The organism is Azospirillum sp. A1-3, from assembly GCF_023806445.1.
GTDB lineage: Bacteria > Pseudomonadota > Alphaproteobacteria > Azospirillales > Azospirillaceae > Azospirillum.
Map to the genome: position 1 here is coordinate 36,280 of NZ_JAMSLU010000001.1, position 16,947 is coordinate 53,226.

At 68.5% G+C, this 16,947-nt stretch carries 17 protein-coding genes and 1 tRNA gene; 8 read left to right on the forward strand and 10 right to left on the reverse strand.

What is annotated here, in order from left to right; genetic code table 11:
* The first annotated feature begins 76 nt into the window (after positions 1-76).
* Positions 77-167 (forward strand) — tRNA-Ser (locus M5E06_RS00145).
* A 187-nt stretch (positions 168-354) separates the two neighbouring features.
* Here the strand turns inward: M5E06_RS00145 and M5E06_RS00150 are convergent.
* Positions 355-849 (reverse strand): MarR family winged helix-turn-helix transcriptional regulator, encoded by a 495-nt coding sequence (locus tag M5E06_RS00150; RefSeq protein ID WP_244560711.1) that lies wholly within the window; start codon positions 847-849, stop codon positions 355-357.
* 401 nt (positions 850-1,250) lie between these two features.
* Here M5E06_RS00150 and M5E06_RS00155 point away from each other — a divergent pair, with 401 nt between their 5' ends.
* Both M5E06_RS00155 and xth read left to right on the forward strand, forming a co-directional pair.
* Entirely contained in the window at positions 1,251-1,934 is a 684-nt protein-coding gene (locus M5E06_RS00155; protein ID WP_252136722.1) for a fumarylacetoacetate hydrolase family protein, read from the forward strand.
* 10 nt (positions 1,935-1,944) lie between these two features.
* Positions 1,945-2,739, forward strand: a complete 795-nt coding sequence (gene xth, locus M5E06_RS00160; protein ID WP_252136723.1) for an exodeoxyribonuclease III — start codon at positions 1,945-1,947, stop codon at positions 2,737-2,739.
* Positions 2,740-2,777: 38 nt separating this feature from the next.
* Here xth and M5E06_RS00165 read toward each other — a convergent pair whose 3' ends face one another.
* The 3 genes from M5E06_RS00165 to M5E06_RS00175 all read right to left on the reverse strand — a co-directional run bounded on the left by M5E06_RS00165 (position 2,778) and on the right by M5E06_RS00175 (position 5,325).
* Positions 2,778-3,359, reverse strand: coding sequence for a histidine phosphatase family protein (locus M5E06_RS00165; RefSeq protein WP_252136724.1), 582 nt, complete (start codon positions 3,357-3,359; stop codon positions 2,778-2,780).
* Between the two features lie 40 nt (positions 3,360-3,399).
* Complete coding sequence (locus tag M5E06_RS00170) at positions 3,400-4,233, reverse strand: YcbK family protein (RefSeq protein WP_252136725.1); 834 nt, start codon at positions 4,231-4,233, stop codon at positions 3,400-3,402.
* Between the two features lie 204 nt (positions 4,234-4,437).
* Positions 4,438-5,325, reverse strand: coding sequence for an MBL fold metallo-hydrolase (locus tag M5E06_RS00175; protein ID WP_252136726.1), 888 nt, complete (start codon positions 5,323-5,325; stop codon positions 4,438-4,440).
* Positions 5,326-5,575: 250 nt separating this feature from the next.
* On the opposite strand from M5E06_RS00175, the gene M5E06_RS00180 reads away from it, so the two are divergent.
* On the forward strand, positions 5,576-6,352 hold the full coding sequence (locus M5E06_RS00180; RefSeq protein WP_252136727.1) for a hypothetical protein: 777 nt from the start codon (positions 5,576-5,578) through the stop codon (positions 6,350-6,352).
* Between the two features lie 37 nt (positions 6,353-6,389).
* Here M5E06_RS00180 and M5E06_RS00185 read toward each other — a convergent pair whose 3' ends face one another.
* Positions 6,390-7,094, reverse strand: coding sequence for a response regulator transcription factor (locus M5E06_RS00185; protein ID WP_252136728.1), 705 nt, complete (start codon positions 7,092-7,094; stop codon positions 6,390-6,392).
* A gap of 131 nt (positions 7,095-7,225) precedes the next feature.
* On the reverse strand, positions 7,226-7,744 hold the full coding sequence (locus M5E06_RS00190) for a glycosyl transferase (RefSeq protein WP_252136729.1): 519 nt from the start codon (positions 7,742-7,744) through the stop codon (positions 7,226-7,228).
* A gap of 282 nt (positions 7,745-8,026) precedes the next feature.
* On the opposite strand from M5E06_RS00190, the gene ribA reads away from it, so the two are divergent.
* From ribA to M5E06_RS00205, 3 genes are all read left to right on the forward strand, one after another.
* A complete protein-coding gene (gene ribA, locus M5E06_RS00195) occupies positions 8,027-9,274 on the forward strand; it encodes a GTP cyclohydrolase II (RefSeq protein WP_252138495.1) in 1,248 nt (415 codons plus the stop codon).
* Between the two features lie 234 nt (positions 9,275-9,508).
* Complete coding sequence (locus M5E06_RS00200) at positions 9,509-10,462, forward strand: hypothetical protein (RefSeq protein ID WP_252136730.1); 954 nt, start codon at positions 9,509-9,511, stop codon at positions 10,460-10,462.
* Complete coding sequence (locus tag M5E06_RS00205) at positions 10,459-11,019, forward strand: L,D-transpeptidase family protein (RefSeq protein ID WP_252136731.1); 561 nt, start codon at positions 10,459-10,461, stop codon at positions 11,017-11,019. Before M5E06_RS00200 ends, M5E06_RS00205 begins: the two co-directional genes overlap by 4 nt.
* A 26-nt stretch (positions 11,020-11,045) precedes the next feature.
* Here the strand turns inward: M5E06_RS00205 and M5E06_RS00210 are convergent, their stop codons facing one another.
* Positions 11,046-11,789, reverse strand: coding sequence for a YggS family pyridoxal phosphate-dependent enzyme (locus tag M5E06_RS00210; protein ID WP_252136732.1), 744 nt, complete (start codon positions 11,787-11,789; stop codon positions 11,046-11,048).
* A gap of 159 nt (positions 11,790-11,948) precedes the next feature.
* Here M5E06_RS00210 and M5E06_RS00215 point away from each other — a divergent pair, with 159 nt between their 5' ends.
* Positions 11,949-12,551, forward strand: coding sequence for a hypothetical protein (locus M5E06_RS00215; RefSeq protein ID WP_109151325.1), 603 nt, complete (start codon positions 11,949-11,951; stop codon positions 12,549-12,551).
* Between the two features lie 77 nt (positions 12,552-12,628).
* Here the strand turns inward: M5E06_RS00215 and M5E06_RS00220 are convergent, their stop codons facing one another.
* The 3 genes from M5E06_RS00220 to M5E06_RS00230 all read right to left on the reverse strand — a co-directional run bounded on the left by M5E06_RS00220 (position 12,629) and on the right by M5E06_RS00230 (position 16,701).
* Positions 12,629-13,717, reverse strand: a complete 1,089-nt coding sequence (locus M5E06_RS00220; RefSeq protein WP_109151326.1) for a porin — start codon at positions 13,715-13,717, stop codon at positions 12,629-12,631.
* A gap of 375 nt (positions 13,718-14,092) precedes the next feature.
* Positions 14,093-15,187 carry a porin gene (locus M5E06_RS00225; protein WP_252136733.1) on the reverse strand — a complete coding sequence of 365 codons (1,095 nt, stop codon included), beginning with the start codon at positions 15,185-15,187 and terminating at the stop codon, positions 14,093-14,095.
* Positions 15,188-15,540: 353 nt separating this feature from the next.
* On the reverse strand, positions 15,541-16,701 hold the full coding sequence (locus M5E06_RS00230; protein ID WP_252136734.1) for a porin: 1,161 nt from the start codon (positions 16,699-16,701) through the stop codon (positions 15,541-15,543).
* Positions 16,702-16,947: the final 246 nt, after the last annotated feature.

Here is a 16,947-nt window from a genome sequence, read left to right on the forward strand (position 1 = left end):
CCGCCAAAAAAACGTCGTTTGCGTGAAACGGAGGCTTGCATAGCCGCGAACCTCTGGCTATAACGCGGGCCTCTACGGAGGGGTGGCCGAGCGGTTGAAGGCGCACGCCTGGAAAGTGTGTATACGTCAAAAGCGTATCGAGGGTTCGAATCCCTCTCCCTCCGCCACTAAGTTTCCGGGCTAGACCCGATAAAAAGGCTCAGCTGAACGGCTGAGCCTTTTTCGTTTTGGTCTCCTGTTACTTTGGTCCTTGCCGAAGCCCAAATAGAAAAGCCCGCCCTGCATCCGGCGGTTGCCGGTGCGGGGCGGGCTGTCAGTCTTTTCCGGTGCCTGGAACGGAAGGGGCGGCGCCCCTTACTTCGACCGCGACACGCGGCGCAGGAAGTCGATGAACTGCGCCTGCTCTTCCGGGGACAGGTCCTTGACCATGCCCTGGTCATGCGCCTGGACGCGCGGGATCAGGTCGTCCATCAGCGTCTGGCCTTCCGGCGACAGGCGCAGGGCGTAGGAGCGGCGGTCGTTGGGCGAGGGAGCGCGCACGACGAGTCCGCGCGACTCGAGACGGTCGATCACAGCGACCATCGTCGACCGGTCGATGCCGACCGCCGTGCCCAGGTCGGACTGCGACAGCCCCTCGTTCTCCCGGATCATGATCAGCACGCCGAACTGGCCGGGCGTGATGTCATGCGGAGCGACCGCATTCTGAAAGCTCTGGAACACCGCAACCTGAGCCTTGCGCAGGTTGTAACCCACCAGCTCCGGAAGGGGGCCAAGGGCGAGCTTGCCGTTCTTGCCGGGCCGCAGACGCGACCGCCGGTCGGCGGGGGTGGAACGCTCGTTGTCAGTCACCGTGGATGCCATATTTTGGATGAATTATCGGATGAACGGATAAAATGCGGGCAAGGCTTTCGTTTGTCAGCAAGAACCGCACAGACAACAGGCTATGCATACCAGATATGCGTCAAGCGTATTGGTGGGAACGCGTACAAATTCCATCTTGAAGAGTCAAGAAGTGATCGACGCCGATTCGACGCCGATCGCCCGCCCAGCGGTTTCCCCTGCCGCGCGCGGGTTCCCGAATCGGAGCTTCCGACGCCCGGTCCCCCCCAGACCGGGCGTCTTCGTTTTTGGCCGCCTCCTGTCCGGAGCGCCGAACCGATTTGCAGGGCAGGGCGGATGGTTGGACGCTTGGTCCGTTGCCGACTTTCGGGTTAGCTGTGGGTAAGCGTTCCAACCAGAGAGCCGATGCCATGGCCTTCGCCATTCCCCTGTGGTCCCAGCCGGCCGTCCCCGTCGTGGGCGGCGATTCGTTTCCGGTGCGCCGCATCTATTGCGTCGGCCGCAACTATGCCGCCCATGCGCGCGAGATGGGCGCCGATCCCGACCGCGAGCCGCCCTTCTTCTTCATGAAGCCGGCCGACGCCATCGTCGCCGACGGCGCCACCATCCCCTATCCACCGAAGACCGCCAACCTGCACCACGAGATCGAGCTGGTGGTGGCCATTGGCACCGGCGGGCGCGACATTCCGGTCGACCGCGCTCTGGACCATGTGTTCGGCTATGCCGTCGGGCTCGACATGACCCGGCGTGACCTGCAGGCCGCCGCCAAGAAGGAAGGCAAGCCCTGGGACATGGGCAAGGGGTTCGACCAGTCGGCACCCTGCTCCGCCATCCGCACCGTCGCCGACATCGGCCATCCGGCCAAGGGGGCGGTCACCCTGCAGGTGAACGGCGAGCCGCGGCAGAAGGGCGACCTCTCTGATCTGATCTGGTCGGTGGCGGAGACGATCTCCTACCTGTCCGGGTTCGTCGAACTGCAGCCGGGCGACGTGATCTATACCGGCACGCCGGAGGGCGTCGGCCCGGTGGTGGCCGGCGACGTGCTGACCGGCGAGGTCGAAGGCGTTGGTACCCTGACCCTGACGATCGCCTGAGCCGCCGGCAATGCGCATCGCGACCTGGAACATCAATTCGGTCCGCATGCGTCTGGACCTCCTCCTCCGCCTGATGGAGGAGGAGCGGCCGGACGTGATCTGCCTGCAGGAAACCAAGGTGGTGGACGCCGACTTCCCGCTCGGCCCGCTGGCGGAGCGCGGCTATGTCCACGCCCACATCCACGGGATGAAGAGCTACAACGGCGTCGCCATCCTGTCCCGCCTGCCCTTCGAGTCGCATGACGTCCAGCACTGGTGCGGCAAGCAGGACTGCCGCCACGCGCTGGCCCATCTGCCGGGCGGGATCGAGCTGCATTGCGTCTACATCCCCGCCGGTGGCGACATTCCCGACCCGGCGGTGAACGACAAGTTCGCCCACAAGCTCCAGTTCCTCGACGAGATGACCCACTGGCTGGGCACGGAGCGGACGTCCGACCGGCCGATGGTTCTGGTCGGCGACCTGAACATCGCGCCCTTGGAACAGGACGTCTGGAGCCATAGGGAATTGCTGTCGGTGGTTTCCCACACGCCGATCGAGGTGGAGAAGCTGACGGCGATGCAGGCGTCTGCCGGCTGGGTCGATGCCCTGCGCCGCTTCGTTCCGCCGGAGGAGAAGCTCTACACCTGGTGGAGCTACCGGGCGAAAGACTGGGCTGCCTCCAACCGCGGCCGGCGCCTGGACCACATCTGGGTGACCCCGCCGCTGGAAGGGGCGCTGACGGGCATCAAGGTGCTGCGCGACGCCCGCGGCTGGGAGCCCAAGCCGTCGGACCATGTGCCGGTGATCGTCGATCTGAACGTTTGAGTCTGAACGGTGACGGGGGAGGGGGCCGTCGTGCCCCCTTACTCCAGCAGGCTGATGTTCATCCGCATCAGCTCCGGCGCGCCGTTTTGCGTGATGCGGAACAGGTGGGCGCAGCCGTTGCGCAACTCCTCCGCCGGGTCGTCGCGCATGTCCCAGCCGGTGGCGAGCGAATAGAGCGCGCGCAGGATGCCGTTGTGGGCGACGGCGCCGGTCGGATGCCCCTCCGCCGCCAGATCGGCGAGCCAGGAGCGCAGACGGGCCTGAACCTCGCGCGGGCTTTCGCCGCCGGGCGCCTTGAAGTCCAGCCCCAGCCGGTCGTGGCGGGCCGGCATGCGGCCGTCGGCGCGCAGGTCCTCGGTGCGCTGGCCTTCCCACTCGCCCCAATCCATTTCGACGATCCGCGGCTCCGGCGTGGGATCGAGGCCGAGCAGGGTCGCGGTTTCCCAGGCCCGGCGCTTCGGGCTGGCGACCCAGTGCAGCCCGGCCGACTCGGGCGGCAGGCGATAGCGGGCGACCCGTGCCCGGCCGGCGTCGGACAGCGGCTCGTCGATGCTGCCCTGGATGCGCCCTTCGGCGTTCCAGGCGGTCGGGCCGTGGCGGAGGATTAGCAGGGTGGTCATGACGGTACCGGTGCGCGGGTGACGGGACTGCGCGTGGAGTTTAGCGTTTCGCCGTCTTCTGCACCGGCATTTCCTTGACCTGGGCCAGCGCCACGCGGACGCGCGACAGATCGGGGGCCGCCGCCCGGACGGCGGACTTGGCCGGAGCCTTGGCGGGTTTCGCCGGCGGCTTGCCCGGTTTGACCGCCTTGGCCGTGGCCTCGGCCACCTGCACGCGGCCCTTGCCGCCGCCATGCTTCATGGCGAGCGCCTGGGCCCTGGCACGGGCGCGGGCCTGCGCCTCCAGGATCTGCGGCGCGCGCGGTTCGCCGGTCTTCGGCGTCCAGGTGCGGAAGGGGCCGGTGTCGACATGGACATGGCCGGTGTGGGCATACATGGCGTAGCCGCCGCGCTGCATCGCCGCCGCTTCCTCCGCCAGCCGCGAGGGCGGGATGCCGGCGATGGAGAAGTCCGCCGCCTGACCGCGCATGTGATAGGAGTTCTCGGCGACGTTCGGGTTCGTCCGGGCGAGGCTGGCGTTGGTCGCGCTCGACCGGTAGCCGGAGGTGAGGCGGATCGGCGACTCCGCCGACGCGCCGACGCGCTGGCGCAGCTCCACCAGCATATCGACCAGGGCCGGATCGACCGGGATCACCTCGTCGCTGCGGCGGTCGCGGAACAGGACGGCGATCTCGCGCATCGCGGCCGGGTCATACCCGTCGCCGGGGCGCCAGTAGGTGACGGACGCCGTCTCGCCGCTGGCGGGATGCTGCAGGACCACGCTGCGCGGTTCGCCGTCGAACTTGGCGCTTTCCAGCGGCGGCGCGGTGGCGCAGCCGCCAAGCTGCGTCGCGACGGTCAGCACGGCGAGAATACCCAAGGCACGACCGGTCATGCGCATCGCTCTTCCCCCCAAGCTTTGCACGCATCAACGACCCCGCCCGCCCCAATCGTGGCGGGGTTGCACGCCGATCTAATACCAAGATTGTCACAGGAGGCCAGTGTGACAAAGCAACCTGTGGCGTAATGAACACGCACAAGCGCTTTTGCTCAGTGGAACCGATTGTTCGGGATTCAACTGGTACGGATGGCGCCGATCCTACAGGGACAGCTCCAACCCTTCATAGGCCACCAGGGATCCGGGGCGCATCGCCGCCGCCTCGGCTGCGATGGCGTCCAGCGCGTCGTCGGTGCGGGCCGGGTCGTGGTGGAAGATCACCGCGCGGCCGACTCCGGCAGCTTCCGCCAGCCGCAGGCATTCCTGCCAGGTCGAATGGCCCCAGCCGACGCGCGACGGGTATTCGGCGTCGGTGTAGGTGCTGTCATACACCATCACGTCGGCGCCGCGCAGCAGCTCCAGGATCACCGGATCGCGCCCTTCGGCCGGATGCTCGGTGTCGGTCAGGACGCACAGGCTGCGGCCGCCATGCTCCACCCGGTAGCCGGTGGCGCCGTCGGGATGGTTCAGGCGGCAGGTGCGCACCACCACTCCCGGCGCCAGCTCCAGCGTCTGGCCGGCCTGGAAATCGCGGAACTGGCAGTCGGCGCGGAAGATCTCGACCGGCACCGGGAACAGCGGCGCCGTCATCATATCGGCCAGCACGGTGCGGAACGGCCGTTCCGGCGGCAGATGCCCGGACCACAGCCGCAGGCGGCCGGCCGGGTCGAAGGCCGGCGCGAAAAAGGGCAGGCCGCTGATATGGTCGAGATGGCTGTGGGTCAGCAGCAGGTCGATGTCCACCGGCCCGCCGTCGCGCGCCAGCGACTCGCCCAGCGGCCGGATGCCGGTGCCGCAGTCGAAGACGATGTGGGCGCCGCCGCAGCGCACCTCGATGCAGGCGGTGTTGCCGCCATAGCGCACGGTGGCCGGGCCGGGCGACGCGATGCTGCCGCGCACGCCCCAGAAGCGTACGATGAAGGGGGACCCGCCGCCGGACTCTTCAGGAGCGGGCGGTTGCACGGAATTGATGGTGGAACGAACGGTCATGACGGCGCCATCGTGGCGGCCCCGCTTGCCCAAGTCTAGCAAATCTCTCCCCCGCTGATCTCTTCCGGGCGGATCCCACGGATCGGGGACAAGACTTCCGAACAGGCCGTGTCGCGAGTCGACACCCTACGAAGGGCATCTGTCCAAACCCATAAGATGTGGTAGGTTGGGGCTCGTCGCGCATTGCGCGGCATGACTCCCAAAGGGTCCCCGCGCGGGTGGGGACCGGCTCCGGCGGAACCCGACGCGGATGGATCCTGACAAGCTCGCCAAAGTCCTCGCCATGGCCGAGTCGGAGCATCAGGGCGAGGCGCTGTCCGCCCTGCGCGCCGCCCGCATCATGCTGTCCCGCGCCGGGCTGTCCTTCCGCGATCTGGCGGAGCGCGCCCGCACGCCGGTGCCGCCCGCGGCCGAGCCGCCGCCCACCGCCCAACCTGCCGAACCCGCCGGTGCGCCGGCCCCGCCGCCGCCGCCGGACGAACTGGTCCGCGGCCTGCGCCGGCAGGTGAAGGACCTGGAACTGGAACTCGCCACCCTGCGGCGGCAACTCGACAAGGCGGCGGGCGATGCCGACCGCCAGCGCGAGGAGGCCGACCGCTGGCGCAGCCTGGCGCGCGAGACGGCGGAAAAGCTGTGGGACATGGGCAAGGCGCTGGAGCGCAAGCACTCCCGCCATACCGACAGCGACAAGCGCCGCGCGGTGCTGGACCTGCTGCAGGACCCCGGCAGCGCCCTGCTGTCCGACCGCGAGATCGCTCGACGCGTCGGCGTGTCGCCGCACGACGTCACCCACTGGCGCCGCCGGATGGCCATCGTCGGCCGCAAGCTGCGGCTGCTGCCGGTGGTGCCGCGCGGGCGCGGCCTGTGGGGCGGCCCTTCGGCCTGCGGACTCGGCGTGGCCCGGCTGGGCAAGCTTTCGGGCGGGCCGCAGATGGGCGAGCGTCGCCGCTGGTTGGGCTTTGCTGGCGAGGTCACAATCGCCGAACGGGGCAGTCGCCGCGAACTGGCCTCGGTCGGCCGGCGCTGATCGGGGAGACGGCCAGGAGGCTGACCCGGAAGGCGGCTCAGGGCACCAGCCGGTAGCCGCCGGGTTCCGTCACCAGGATGCGGGCGTTGGACGGATCGGCCTCGATCTTCTGGCGCAGGCGGTAGACGTGGGTCTCCAGCGTGTGGGTGGTGACCGCCGCGTTGTAGCCCCAGACCTCGCCCAGCAGGGTTTCGCGCCCGACCACCAGATCGCCCGCCCGGTACAGGTATTTCAGGATCGCCGTTTCCTTCTCGGTCAGGCGGATCTTGCGGTTGGTGGCCTCGTCCAGCAGCAGCTTGGCGCCGGGGCGGAAGCTGTAGGGGCCGATGGCGAAGACCGCGTCCTCCGTCTGCTCGAATTGGCGCAGCTGGGCGCGCAGCCGGGCGATCAGCACCCCCAGGCGGAAGGGCTTGGTCACATAGTCGCTTGCGCCGGATTCCAGCCCCAGGATGGTGTCGGCATCGCTGGCCGAGGCGGTCAGCATGATGATGGGGCAGCGCACCCCCTCGCGCCGCAGCAGCTTGCAGACGTCGCGCCCGTCCATGTCCGGCAGTCCGACGTCGAGCAGGATGGCGGAGAAGCCGGTTCCGGCCTCCCCCGCCTTGCGGACCGCGTTCAGCGCGCCGGCGCCGTCGCCGGCCTCCTCCGTCTCAAGCTCCTCCAGCAGCCGAAGCTGCTCCGCCAGCGACTGGCGCAGGGCGGTGTCGTCGTCGACCAGGAGGATGCGCTTTGCGATGGTCATGGTCCGCGGCACGAAGTCGGAAGTCGAAGATTGACGCCGGCAGGGCCGGGGGCGGCGCCTTAGTAGCATGGCGCCGGTGGATTGTCGTGATGGCTTGTGGCGAAGAGGGTGGGCCTTCCAGATGGGCCTTACTACAGAACCGCCAGCAGCGCCGCCGCCCCGCCGGCGTCCGCCGCGGCGAGGACGATCCGCTCGGGCCGCACGCCCAGGTCCCGCAGGGTGGCGGCGACGGTCTCGTCCGGCACCGCGACATGGCGCATCAGCGACAGCGCCCCCTGTTCCAGATTGCGGCGCACGGCGGCCTCTTCGGCGGTCAGCCCCGGCTCGGTCCAGTGCAGGCGTTCGATCAGCGCGGTGAAGCGCAGGCGCCGGCTATCGGCCGGCAGGCTGGCGGCGAGGTTGGGCAGGGCGTTGCCGTCCAGCAGGACCGGCGCGCCGTCGGGCAGCCGCGACAGCGCGACGTCGGCCGCCAGGATCGCCGACGGATCGACCCGCGGGTGCGGGCCGGGCAGGGCGTGGAGCATGATGCCGGCCCCGGCGGCGCGCAGGGCCTCGACCATGCGGCGGGCATAAGCATCGGCGGCAAGATCGGCCGGCATCACCAGATGAACGGACACGGTCGGATCAGGGGTCGTCGAAAGGGTGGTCACGGGGAACGGGCTCCCGGTTGAAGGGCTGCGGTCGCCGTCCCGGCGCCCATGGTCAAGGGCGGCGGAGCGGCCCGTTGGAGGGGCCGACTCCGCCCGGCCGGCGGCCCGGGATGGTTCCCGCGCCGGGCAGGCTAGCCGGATCGTTGTGTCCCCGGCAACGGTGTGGCGCGCGGGAATTGCTGGACAGGGGCGCGCCACCTGCGCTTTGCTTCGCCCGCCGAACGCACCATGTCCCGTTTTACGCGCCGTATCCGGCGCACCCGCTACGCAAAGCCGCTGACGATGCAAGCCGAACGCTCCTCCTCCGCCACCACGGTCACCCTGTCCACGCCCGCGGCAGCCGCCGCGGCGGCGCCCATCGACGAGGCCGCCGTGCGCGCCGTCGACCGGGCGCTGGCCGCCCTGCGCCGGGGCGAGGTGGTGGCGATCGAGACCGCCGACGGCACCGTCGGCGCCGCGGTGTCGGTGGAGTCGGTGGCGCTCGACGCCGTGGAGCGGCTGAAGGCGCTGACCGGCGGCACCCCGCGGCTGGTGGTCACCCGCCGCCGCGCCGTGGTGCTGGGGCTGGCCGCCGCCGTGGCGCAGCCGGTCAGCGACATCGCCGACGATCAGGCGCCCGGCGCCGCGGCGGAGGCGTTCGGTGCCATGACGCTCGACCGGCCCGGCGGGCTGACCGCCGACCAGGCTCACGCGCTGGCCGATCCCGAACAGTATCCGCAGGCCCAGGATGCGCTGCCCGCCGGTCTGGCCGCCGCCGAGGCTTGCCCCGGCAGCCGCGAGGCCGCGGCGGTGGATCTCGCCCGGCTGGCCCGCCTGCTGCCCGCCGCCATCACCGCCGACCTGCCGTCGTCGGCCCGGATCAGCGCCGCGGAGTGGGCGGCGGAGCATGACCTGCTGCTGGTGCGGGCGTCGGACGTCGCCGATTACCGTGTCCATGTGGTGCGGACCCTGCGCCGCGTCGCCGACGCGCGGGTGCCTCTGGTTGGGTCGGAAAACACGCGCATCTACGCCTTCCGCCCGGCCGACGGCGGACCGGAGCATCTGGCCATCGTCATCGGCGACCCCGATCCGCAGCACCCGGTGCTGGCCCGCCTGCATTCGGAATGCTTCACCGGCGATCTGCTGGGGTCGCTGCGCTGCGACTGCGGCGACCAGCTGCGCGGCGCCATCGCCGAGATCGCCCGGCAGGGCAGCGGCGTGCTGCTGTATCTGGCGCAGGAGGGGCGCGGCATCGGGTTGGTCAACAAGCTGCGCGCCTACCGCATCCAGGATCGTGGCTTCGACACGGTGGACGCCAACGAGATCCTCGGCTTCGAAGCGGACGAGCGCGTCTATCTGCCGGCGGCGGAGATGCTGCGGCAGCTCGGCTTCGAGGCCGTGCGGCTGATGACCAACAACCCGGAAAAGCTGCGCCAGCTCGCCCGCTGCGGCATCGCGGTGGTGGAGCGGGTGGCCCACATCTTCCCGGCCAACGGCCACAACGAGGCCTATCTCCGCACCAAGGCGGAACGCAGCGGCCATATGTTCTGACTGAACGGCCGGGGCGAAAGGCCGTGGCCGGCGGGGCAGGAATCGCCATGCCGGCCCGGCAGAACTTGCCGGTTTTTGGCCGGTCTCTTGCCGGCCAGGCTGTGGTGGGAATCGGATTCCGGGTGCTGACTGTCCGGATCCTCCCGAATCGGTCGAATCCGGTTCGGATCGGGCGCCCCGGCTTGGCACGCCGCTTGCTGTACCTGTGGTGACCACCGAGCCGGGAGACCGCCCATGGCCATCGACGCCACCACAATCGACAGCAGCGCCGTCCAGCGTCCGGTGCCGCGCGAAAAGGCGTCGCCGGTCATCAGCGACGGCCACAATGGCGGCCCGGTGGAAATCCAGGGCGACATGTCCTTCTGGGACTTCCTGGACATCATCAACCCGCTGCAGCACATCCCGATCGTCAGCACCATCTATCGCGAGATCACCGGCGACACCATCCAGCCGCCCATGCGGATCATGGGCGACATGCTGTATGGCGGCGTGATCGGTGGCATGGCCTCCATCGCCAACGCGGTGGTCGAACAGGCGACGGGTCAGGATGTCGGCGAAACGGTCATGGCCTCGCTCGGCTTTGGGGACGGTGACCATCCCGCCGCCTCCACCGCCGTCGCGGACGCCTCGGGGGGGCCGGCGGCGTCCGGCTCCCCCGCGGAGCCCGCCGCGCAGCCACAGCAGGCACCCGCCGGCGGACTTGCCGCCGCGCTGGCCGCCGCCAAGCCCGCCGATCTCGGGTCGGCGCAGCAGCCCGCGGCCGGGCAGCCGGTCCGGCTTGCGGCTGCCACCTCTGCCGCCAAATCCGCGGATGCCTCGCCGGTTCTGACGGCGCAGCTCGCGGCCGGGGCGGCTCCACACCCCAGCAAGATGCCGGCCCGCGACACGCCGCTGGCCAGCTCCGCGCTGGCGAAGCACAGCGCACCCCGCTATGCGGCGCCGGTCCCCGGGGCGGTGACCGCCAACGCGCGCACCGCCGGGGCGACTGCGGCCAATGGCGGCCAAACCCAGCCCGCCGATGGACAACCGGGCGGCCAACCGGCCAACCAGCCAGCCGATGCCGCCGGCCCGACTCCAGTCGCGCCGGACATGCTGTCGGAGACGATGATGCGCAACCTCGCCAAGTATGAGCAGTCGCGCAAGGCGGCGCAGGGTGCCGCGGGCAGCACCACACGGGTGACGGGATGAGCATCGAGATCACCGTGACGCCGGATGAAGGCGACAATTACTGCGGCAATGACGGCGCACGGGTCACCACCGGCCGGCTGCGCTGGCCGGGCGGCGAGGTGCCCTGTGTGCTGGGCCGCGGCGGCGTGCGTGCCGACAAGCGGGAGGGTGACGGCGCCACCCCCGTCGGCCGCTTCCCGCTGCGTCGCGTGCTGTGGCGTGCCGACCGGCTGGCTCCGCCGGAGACCGGGCTGCCGCTCCATCCCATCGCCGAGCAGGACGGCTGGTGCGACGCGCCGGAGGATCCCGCCTACAACCGTCCGGTCAACCGGCCCTATCCCGCCAGCCACGAGGAGATGTGGCGGGACGATCATGTCTACGACGTCGTGGTGGTGATGGGGCACAATGACGACCCGGTGGTGCCGGGGATGGGCAGTGCCGTGTTCCTGCACCTCGTCCGCCCGGACCGCGCGCCGACCGCCGGCTGCGTCGCGCTGGCGCCCGACGACATGCTGCGCCTGCTGAAGGACTGCGGGCCGGGAAGCGCGCTGAGCGTCGCCGGCCCGAACGGCCGATGAAGCCGCTGTTTACGGGGCCGGGCCGATTATTGGGCCGGATAAGGGCGCGCGCCGAAAATCGCCGTGCCGACCCGCACATGGGTGGCGCCGAAGCGGACCGCGGTCTCGTAATCGCCGCTCATGCCCATGCTGATTTCCGACAGACCCAGCCGGCGCGCCATCTCCGCCAGCAGGGCGAAATGCATCGCCGGCTCCTCGTCCACCGGCGGGATGCACATCAGCCCGGTGACGGGCAGCCCCAGCCGGTCGCGGCAGTCGGCCAGGAAGGCCTCCACCTCCGCCGGGGCGATGCCGGCCTTCTGCGGTTCCTCACCCGTGTTGACCTCAATCAGGCAGCGCGGGCGGCGGCCGGATTTCGCCATCTCCTCCGCCAGCGCCTCCGCCAGCTTCGGGCGGTCCAGCGTCTGGATCACGTCGAACAGGGCGACGGCGTCCTTGACCTTGTTGGTCTGCAGCGGACCGATCAGGTGCAGTTCCAGCTCGGGGAAGCGCACTTTCAGCGCCGGGAACTTGGCCTTGGCCTCCTGCACCCGGTTCTCGCCGAACACGCGCTGGCCGGCGGCGAGCGCCTCCTCCACCGCTTCGGCCGGATGGGTCTTCGACACGGCGACCAGCGTCACCGCGCCGTCGCCGCGCCCGCAGGCCGATGCCGTTTCCGCAATAGCGCGGCGCACCGAGTCGAGCCGTCCCGCCACGCTGTCCGCGTGGGCGGAACCGCCTGCTTCGGCGCCGGTTTGCGTATCTCTGCCAGTGCCCTGCGTCGTCGTCATGGCCGCCCCCAATCCGGTCGCTGCGGGTGTACAGCGCTTCCGCGGCGTGTTAGCGGACGGTCCGCGGAAACGCAAGCGCCCCAAGCGACCATGCCCTTTGCGTCCGGATCGCCGGTGCGGGGGATCGTCATCGTTTTTGCACATCGAGGAGACCTCCGCATGCGGAGTCCGTATCGTTCCCTGCTCTCCGTCCTGACGTCGGTGGCCCCCGCCGGCCTCCTTGCTGCCGCGGTCGCCATCTGGTCCGTCGCCACTCCCGCCCACGCCGAAGACCATGCGAAGCCGGCTCCCAAAACCGCAACGCCCAAGGCTGAGACCAAGGCGAAGCCCGGCGCCAAGAACGACAAGGCCAAGCTGATGCTCGGCTCGCCGATGACCAAGGTGCGCTTCAGCGAGCCCGCCTTTCCGCTGACGGACGACGGCACCTACCGCAGCTTCATGGACAAGATTCTGGACGAATACGGCCGACGTTGCGTGCGGCAGGAGCAGTTCGGCTGGGAAATCGCGAAGGACGATCAGGAACGGCTGGACTTCATCTTCCAGGGGACGATGGCGAATTACGGCCGTCTCGGCTTTCTGCTGGGGGAAATCCATCCAAAGTCCGTGACCGATCCGGAAACCATCGCCTTCCTCGCCGACCACAACAAGGAGCGCTACCTGCTGGTCTGGACGCCGCTGGAGTCGTCGGTGCTGTTCATGATGTGCGACACCGCGGCCAAGGATGCCAAGGCCGACCAGCCGAAATCCGCTCCGAAGAAATAGGGCGGTCCGGAATAACGGAAAAGGCGGCGGATGTCTCCGCCGCCTTTCGCGTTCATGCCGTCCGGGATCGCGTGCGCTCAGAAAGCGAAGCGGGTGTCCCACAGGACGATGTTGGCGTCGTTGTTCACACCGCCGACCTTGTTGTCGAGATAGCTGTATTCCAGACCCGTGGTCAGGCCCGGCGCCACGGTGTAGGTGACGCCGCCCTGCCAGACATGGGCGCGGGAATTCAGCCCGGCGAAGTTGCTGTCGATGCCCTTGGCGTCGGTGTAGGTGGCGGCCAGGATGACCGGACCCATCGTGTAGTTGGCGCCGACGATCCACACCTGCTGATCGTCCACGCCGCGGGTGCCGGTGGCGTAACCGCTGTCGCCGCTGAAGGCGTAGCTGCCGCCGACCTTGAAGTTGGCGTAGGACACATTGGCGCCGACATGGACGGAGGACAGGTCCTCGAGCCCGCTGGCCGCCTTGGCGAACTGGTAGGCGGCGCTTGCCTCCACGCCGAAACCGCCGAACGCGCCCTTGTAGGTGGCCTGGACCTCGGCCATGTCGTGATAGGCGGTGGTGTTCTTGCGGCGGTTCACGTCGGTGTTGCTGCTGCCGTACACCGGGGTGTAGGCGGCGCCGACCTGGAACCCGGCGAAGCTCGGCGTCAGGTAGACGATCTTGGTGCTGGCATCGCCCGACTCCAGCGTGCGCAGGCTGCCCAGCACATAGGGGGCGCCGTTGGCGTTCACGTAGTAGTTCAGGTACTGGGCGTCGGGCGAGCCTTCGATGCCTTCGATGTTCGGGCCGATGATGCCGTATTCGTCCGACAGGCCGTTGATCACACCGGCCTGCACCGTGCCGAAGCCGCCGTTCACGAAGATGAAGGCGCGGTCGCTGTCGGTGCTGCGGTTGTTGGCGGTGCCGTTGTTGGCACGCAGGCGCAGGCGGGCGCCATATTCCAGGCCGTTGTCGGCCTTGGCCGTCGGGGTGATGTTGAGGCGGAAGCGGTTGGCGAACTCGGTCTGGCGCAGGCCGTTGTCATTGTCCTGGTCGACATAGGCGCCCTGGAAATAGGCGTCGCCACCCAACAGGATATCGAACTTGGCCTGGGCCGAGGCGGTGCCGCAGCCGGCGGCGAGGGCAGCGGCTGCGCAGCCGATGACGAGAGAGCGCTTCATGGCATGTCATCCTGGATGCATGCGCCCCATCGGAGAGAGGCGCGAGCGGTGTCTTGTGCTCCAATATTTAATCCCACCATCCAGCGGCGGACAAGTGACCGAGATGGTGGAAGTCTCCGCATCCCGAGGACAGTGACGGGAAAAACACGCACTCCCGGATCATGTGAATTCATATAATAAGTATTTGGCGATTTTCTGGCGATTGCTTGCCAGGAGATCACCGTTTTGTCACCGGAAAGGGGTAACCCCTTCGCTGGGCGCGTCGTGAGGGTCCTGTGCGCCGGGGGGCAAAACGGGTCACGGCATCCAGGGGGACAAAAAAAGAGGCGGCGGATTTCTCCGCCGCCTTCGCGTCTGCTGCCAGGAGCCTGCTTCTTAGAAAGCGAAGCGGGTATCCCACAGAACGATGTTGGCATCGTTGTTGATGCCGCCCGACTTGTTGTCGACGAAGCTGTACTCCAGGCCCGTGGTCAGGCCGGGAGCGACGGTGTAGGTCACGCCGGCCTGATAGATGTGGGCGCGGGCATAATCGGCGGCGGTGGCGGCACCGGTGCCGACATTGGCGCCCTTGGCGTCGGTGTAGGTGGCGGCCAGGATCACCGGACCCAGGGTGTACTGGGCACCGACCAGCCAGACCTGATTGTCGTCGACACCGGTATGGCCCTTGCGATAGCCGCTGTCGCCGCTGAAGGCATAGCTGCCGCCGAGGGCGAAGGCGCCGTAGGAGATGGTGGCGCCGGTGTGGACCGACGACAGGTCTTCGAAGCCGTTCGGGGCCTGGGCGAACTGATAGGCGACGCTGGCTTCCAGGCCGACGCCGCTGAAGGCGCCCTTATAGTAGGCCTGGATTTCACCCATGTCGTTGTAGGTGACGTTCTTGCGGCGGTTCACGTCCGTGCCGCTGCTGCCGTAGGTCGGGGTGTAGGCGGCCGACAGCTTGAAGCCGCCAAAGCTCGGGGTCGAGTAGACGATCTTGGTGCTGGCGTCGCCCGACTCGAGCGTGCGCAGCGCGCCGGTCACGTACGGCAGCGAGGTCACGCCGTAGTAGAGGCCATAGAAGCCGTCCGGGCTGCCCGAGATGCCGTCGACGTTCGGGCCGATGACGCCCGAGTCGTCCGACGGGCCGTTGGTCACGCCGGCCTGCACCGAACCGAAGGTGCCGTTCACGAAGATGTAGGCGCGGTCGTAGTCGGTGGTGCGCGCGTTGTTGGTGCCGTTGTTGGCACGCAGGCGCAGGCGGGCGCCGTATTCCAGGCCGTTGTCGGCCTTGGCCGTCGGGGTGACGGTCAGGCGGAAGCGGTTGGCGAACTCGGTCTTGCGCAGGCCGTTGTCATTGTCCTGGTCGACATAGGCGCCCTGGAAGAAGGCGTCGCCGCCCAGCAGGACGTCGAACTTGGACTGGGCCGAGGCGGTGCCGCAGCCGGCGGCGAGGGCGACGGCTGCGCAGCCGATAACGAGAGAGCGCTTCATGGATTGCCATCCTTGTGCGTACGCCCCGTTTGACCGGGAGCGGCGGTTGTCTTGTCGGCCGTGACCGTCCGGTCGGGGCCCTTATGTGGATGACTTAATCGCGAGTTGCTCGGCGCCACAAGGGGGAAAACTGACGTGCGTTCACGCATCCGCAACACAGTTGCGAGAAAACCACACCGGTAACTCTCTGAAAAGAAAGGGAAAATCGACTATGCCGCTTTTTTGACGCATATATGGCCCAGGATTTGGGCGTCCTGCCCGCGCCACAGGCACAAAATTGGGCACAAAAAAAGAGCGGTGGCCGAAGCCACCGCCCTCTCTTTCCGTTTCCGGACGTCTGATCGGAAGACCGATTAGAACGCCAGGACGGTGCGGACGAGCACGACGTTGCCCTTGTCGTCCGAAGCAGCGATATCGCTGTCGAGCTTGAAGTAGTCGTACTGAGCCTGCAGGGTCAGACCCGGAGCGACGGTGTAGCCGACGCCGATTTCGTAGACCTGCAGCTCACGATCGCCGGAGACGGCAACCGAGCCGGCGTCCTTGCCGTTCTTGTAGTTGGCGCCGACGACGATCGGGCCGGTGGTGTACTGAGCGCCGACAACCCAGTTACGGGTCGACTCGGTGAACAGGCCGGTACGGTCGTTCAGGCCCGACTTGCCGAAGTCGGTGTAGCTGCCGCCGACGCTGAAGCCGGCGTAGCCGACCGTGGCGCCGACCTGCCAGGCGTTCAGGTCCTTGTAGTTCGAACCGGCGACGTTGTCGACGGCCTGGCCCCAGTAGTAGCCGGCGCTGCCCTTGACGGTCACGCCGCCGAAGGTGTTGTTGTAGTTCGCGCCGACTTCGACCATGTCGGTGTAGGTGCCGTTGCCGCCGCCGGCGAAGGTGCCGACCGGCTTGACGCGGTTCACGTCCGTGCCCGAGCTGTCGTTACGCGGGGTGTAGCTGGCGCCCAGCTGCAGACCGGCGAAGCGCGGGGAGAAGTAAACGATCTTGGTGGCGTTGCCGTCCGGGTTCAGCGACGGCCAAATGATGCTGTTGCCGGTAACGGTCGCGGCCGGGCCGTTGCCACCGATGTTGGTGTTCGGGCCGAAGTAGTTCTGGACCTGATCGACCAGGGCCAGCGGCAGGTAGTCGGTCGGCGCCGAGACGTAGGTCTCGTCGTTGAACGAGTTGGTCACGCCCATGCGGACCTGACCGAAGGTGCCCTGCGCGAAGATGTAAGCGCGGTCAGCGTCGGTGGTACGGGCGTTGTTGGCGCCGGAGTTGGCGCGGATACGCATGCGGGCACCGTACTCCAGGCCGTTATCGGCCTTGGCGGACGGGATGATGTTGATGCGCATGCGGTTGCGGAATTCGGTCGAACGCAGGCCGGAGTCCAGATCCTGATCGACGTAGCCGGCTTCGAAGTAGGCGTCGCCGCCGACCTTGACTTCGAACTTGGCCTGGGCGTTGGCGGCGCCAGCGCCGAAAGCGAGAGCGGCGGCAGCGGCGCCGGCCAGCAGATAACGGTTCATGATTGTTGCCTCCATCCTGGCAGCAGATGTTTCAGCCTGGTTGACGTCCTGGCTGAGACTTTCGTACGCACCCCAGCCCTTGCCAGCAAGCGGCAAATCTCCCCGATTGCTGCATTGGGGGGACAGTGTGTCGCACGGAGCACACTAAGAAGACCCCCCTGTCCGCCCCGCCACAGTCGAAGCCGGCAGGCCCCGCCTGTTGTCGTCCTGTTGTCGCGAGGCGGGGCAAAGACGCTTCCGCTGTTG

Excerpts from the sequence above, each read along its gene's own strand:
- M5E06_RS00155 (WP_252136722.1), top strand. The coding sequence starts at position 1,251 with ATGGCCTTCGCCATTCCCCTGTGGTCCCAGCCGGCCGTCCCCGTCGTG.
- xth (WP_252136723.1), top strand. The coding sequence starts at position 1,945 with ATGCGCATCGCGACCTGGAACATCAATTCGGTCCGCATGCGTCTGGAC.
- M5E06_RS00165 (WP_252136724.1), bottom strand. The coding sequence starts at position 3,359 with ATGACCACCCTGCTAATCCTCCGCCACGGCCCGACCGCCTGGAACGCC.
- M5E06_RS00170 (WP_252136725.1), bottom strand. The coding sequence starts at position 4,233 with ATGACCGGTCGTGCCTTGGGTATTCTCGCCGTGCTGACCGTCGCGACG.
- M5E06_RS00175 (WP_252136726.1), bottom strand. The coding sequence starts at position 5,325 with ATGACCGTTCGTTCCACCATCAATTCCGTGCAACCGCCCGCTCCTGAA.
- M5E06_RS00180 (WP_252136727.1), top strand. The coding sequence starts at position 5,576 with ATGGATCCTGACAAGCTCGCCAAAGTCCTCGCCATGGCCGAGTCGGAG.
- M5E06_RS00185 (WP_252136728.1), bottom strand. The coding sequence starts at position 7,094 with ATGACCATCGCAAAGCGCATCCTCCTGGTCGACGACGACACCGCCCTG.
- ribA (WP_252138495.1), top strand. The coding sequence starts at position 8,027 with ATGCAAGCCGAACGCTCCTCCTCCGCCACCACGGTCACCCTGTCCACG.
- M5E06_RS00200 (WP_252136730.1), top strand. The coding sequence starts at position 9,509 with ATGGCCATCGACGCCACCACAATCGACAGCAGCGCCGTCCAGCGTCCG.
- M5E06_RS00205 (WP_252136731.1), top strand. The coding sequence starts at position 10,459 with ATGAGCATCGAGATCACCGTGACGCCGGATGAAGGCGACAATTACTGC.
- M5E06_RS00210 (WP_252136732.1), bottom strand. The coding sequence starts at position 11,789 with ATGACGACGACGCAGGGCACTGGCAGAGATACGCAAACCGGCGCCGAA.
- M5E06_RS00215 (WP_109151325.1), top strand. The coding sequence starts at position 11,949 with ATGCGGAGTCCGTATCGTTCCCTGCTCTCCGTCCTGACGTCGGTGGCC.
- M5E06_RS00220 (WP_109151326.1), bottom strand. The coding sequence starts at position 13,717 with ATGAAGCGCTCTCTCGTCATCGGCTGCGCAGCCGCTGCCCTCGCCGCC.
- M5E06_RS00225 (WP_252136733.1), bottom strand. The coding sequence starts at position 15,187 with ATGAAGCGCTCTCTCGTTATCGGCTGCGCAGCCGTCGCCCTCGCCGCC.
- M5E06_RS00230 (WP_252136734.1), bottom strand. The coding sequence starts at position 16,701 with ATGAACCGTTATCTGCTGGCCGGCGCCGCTGCCGCCGCTCTCGCTTTC.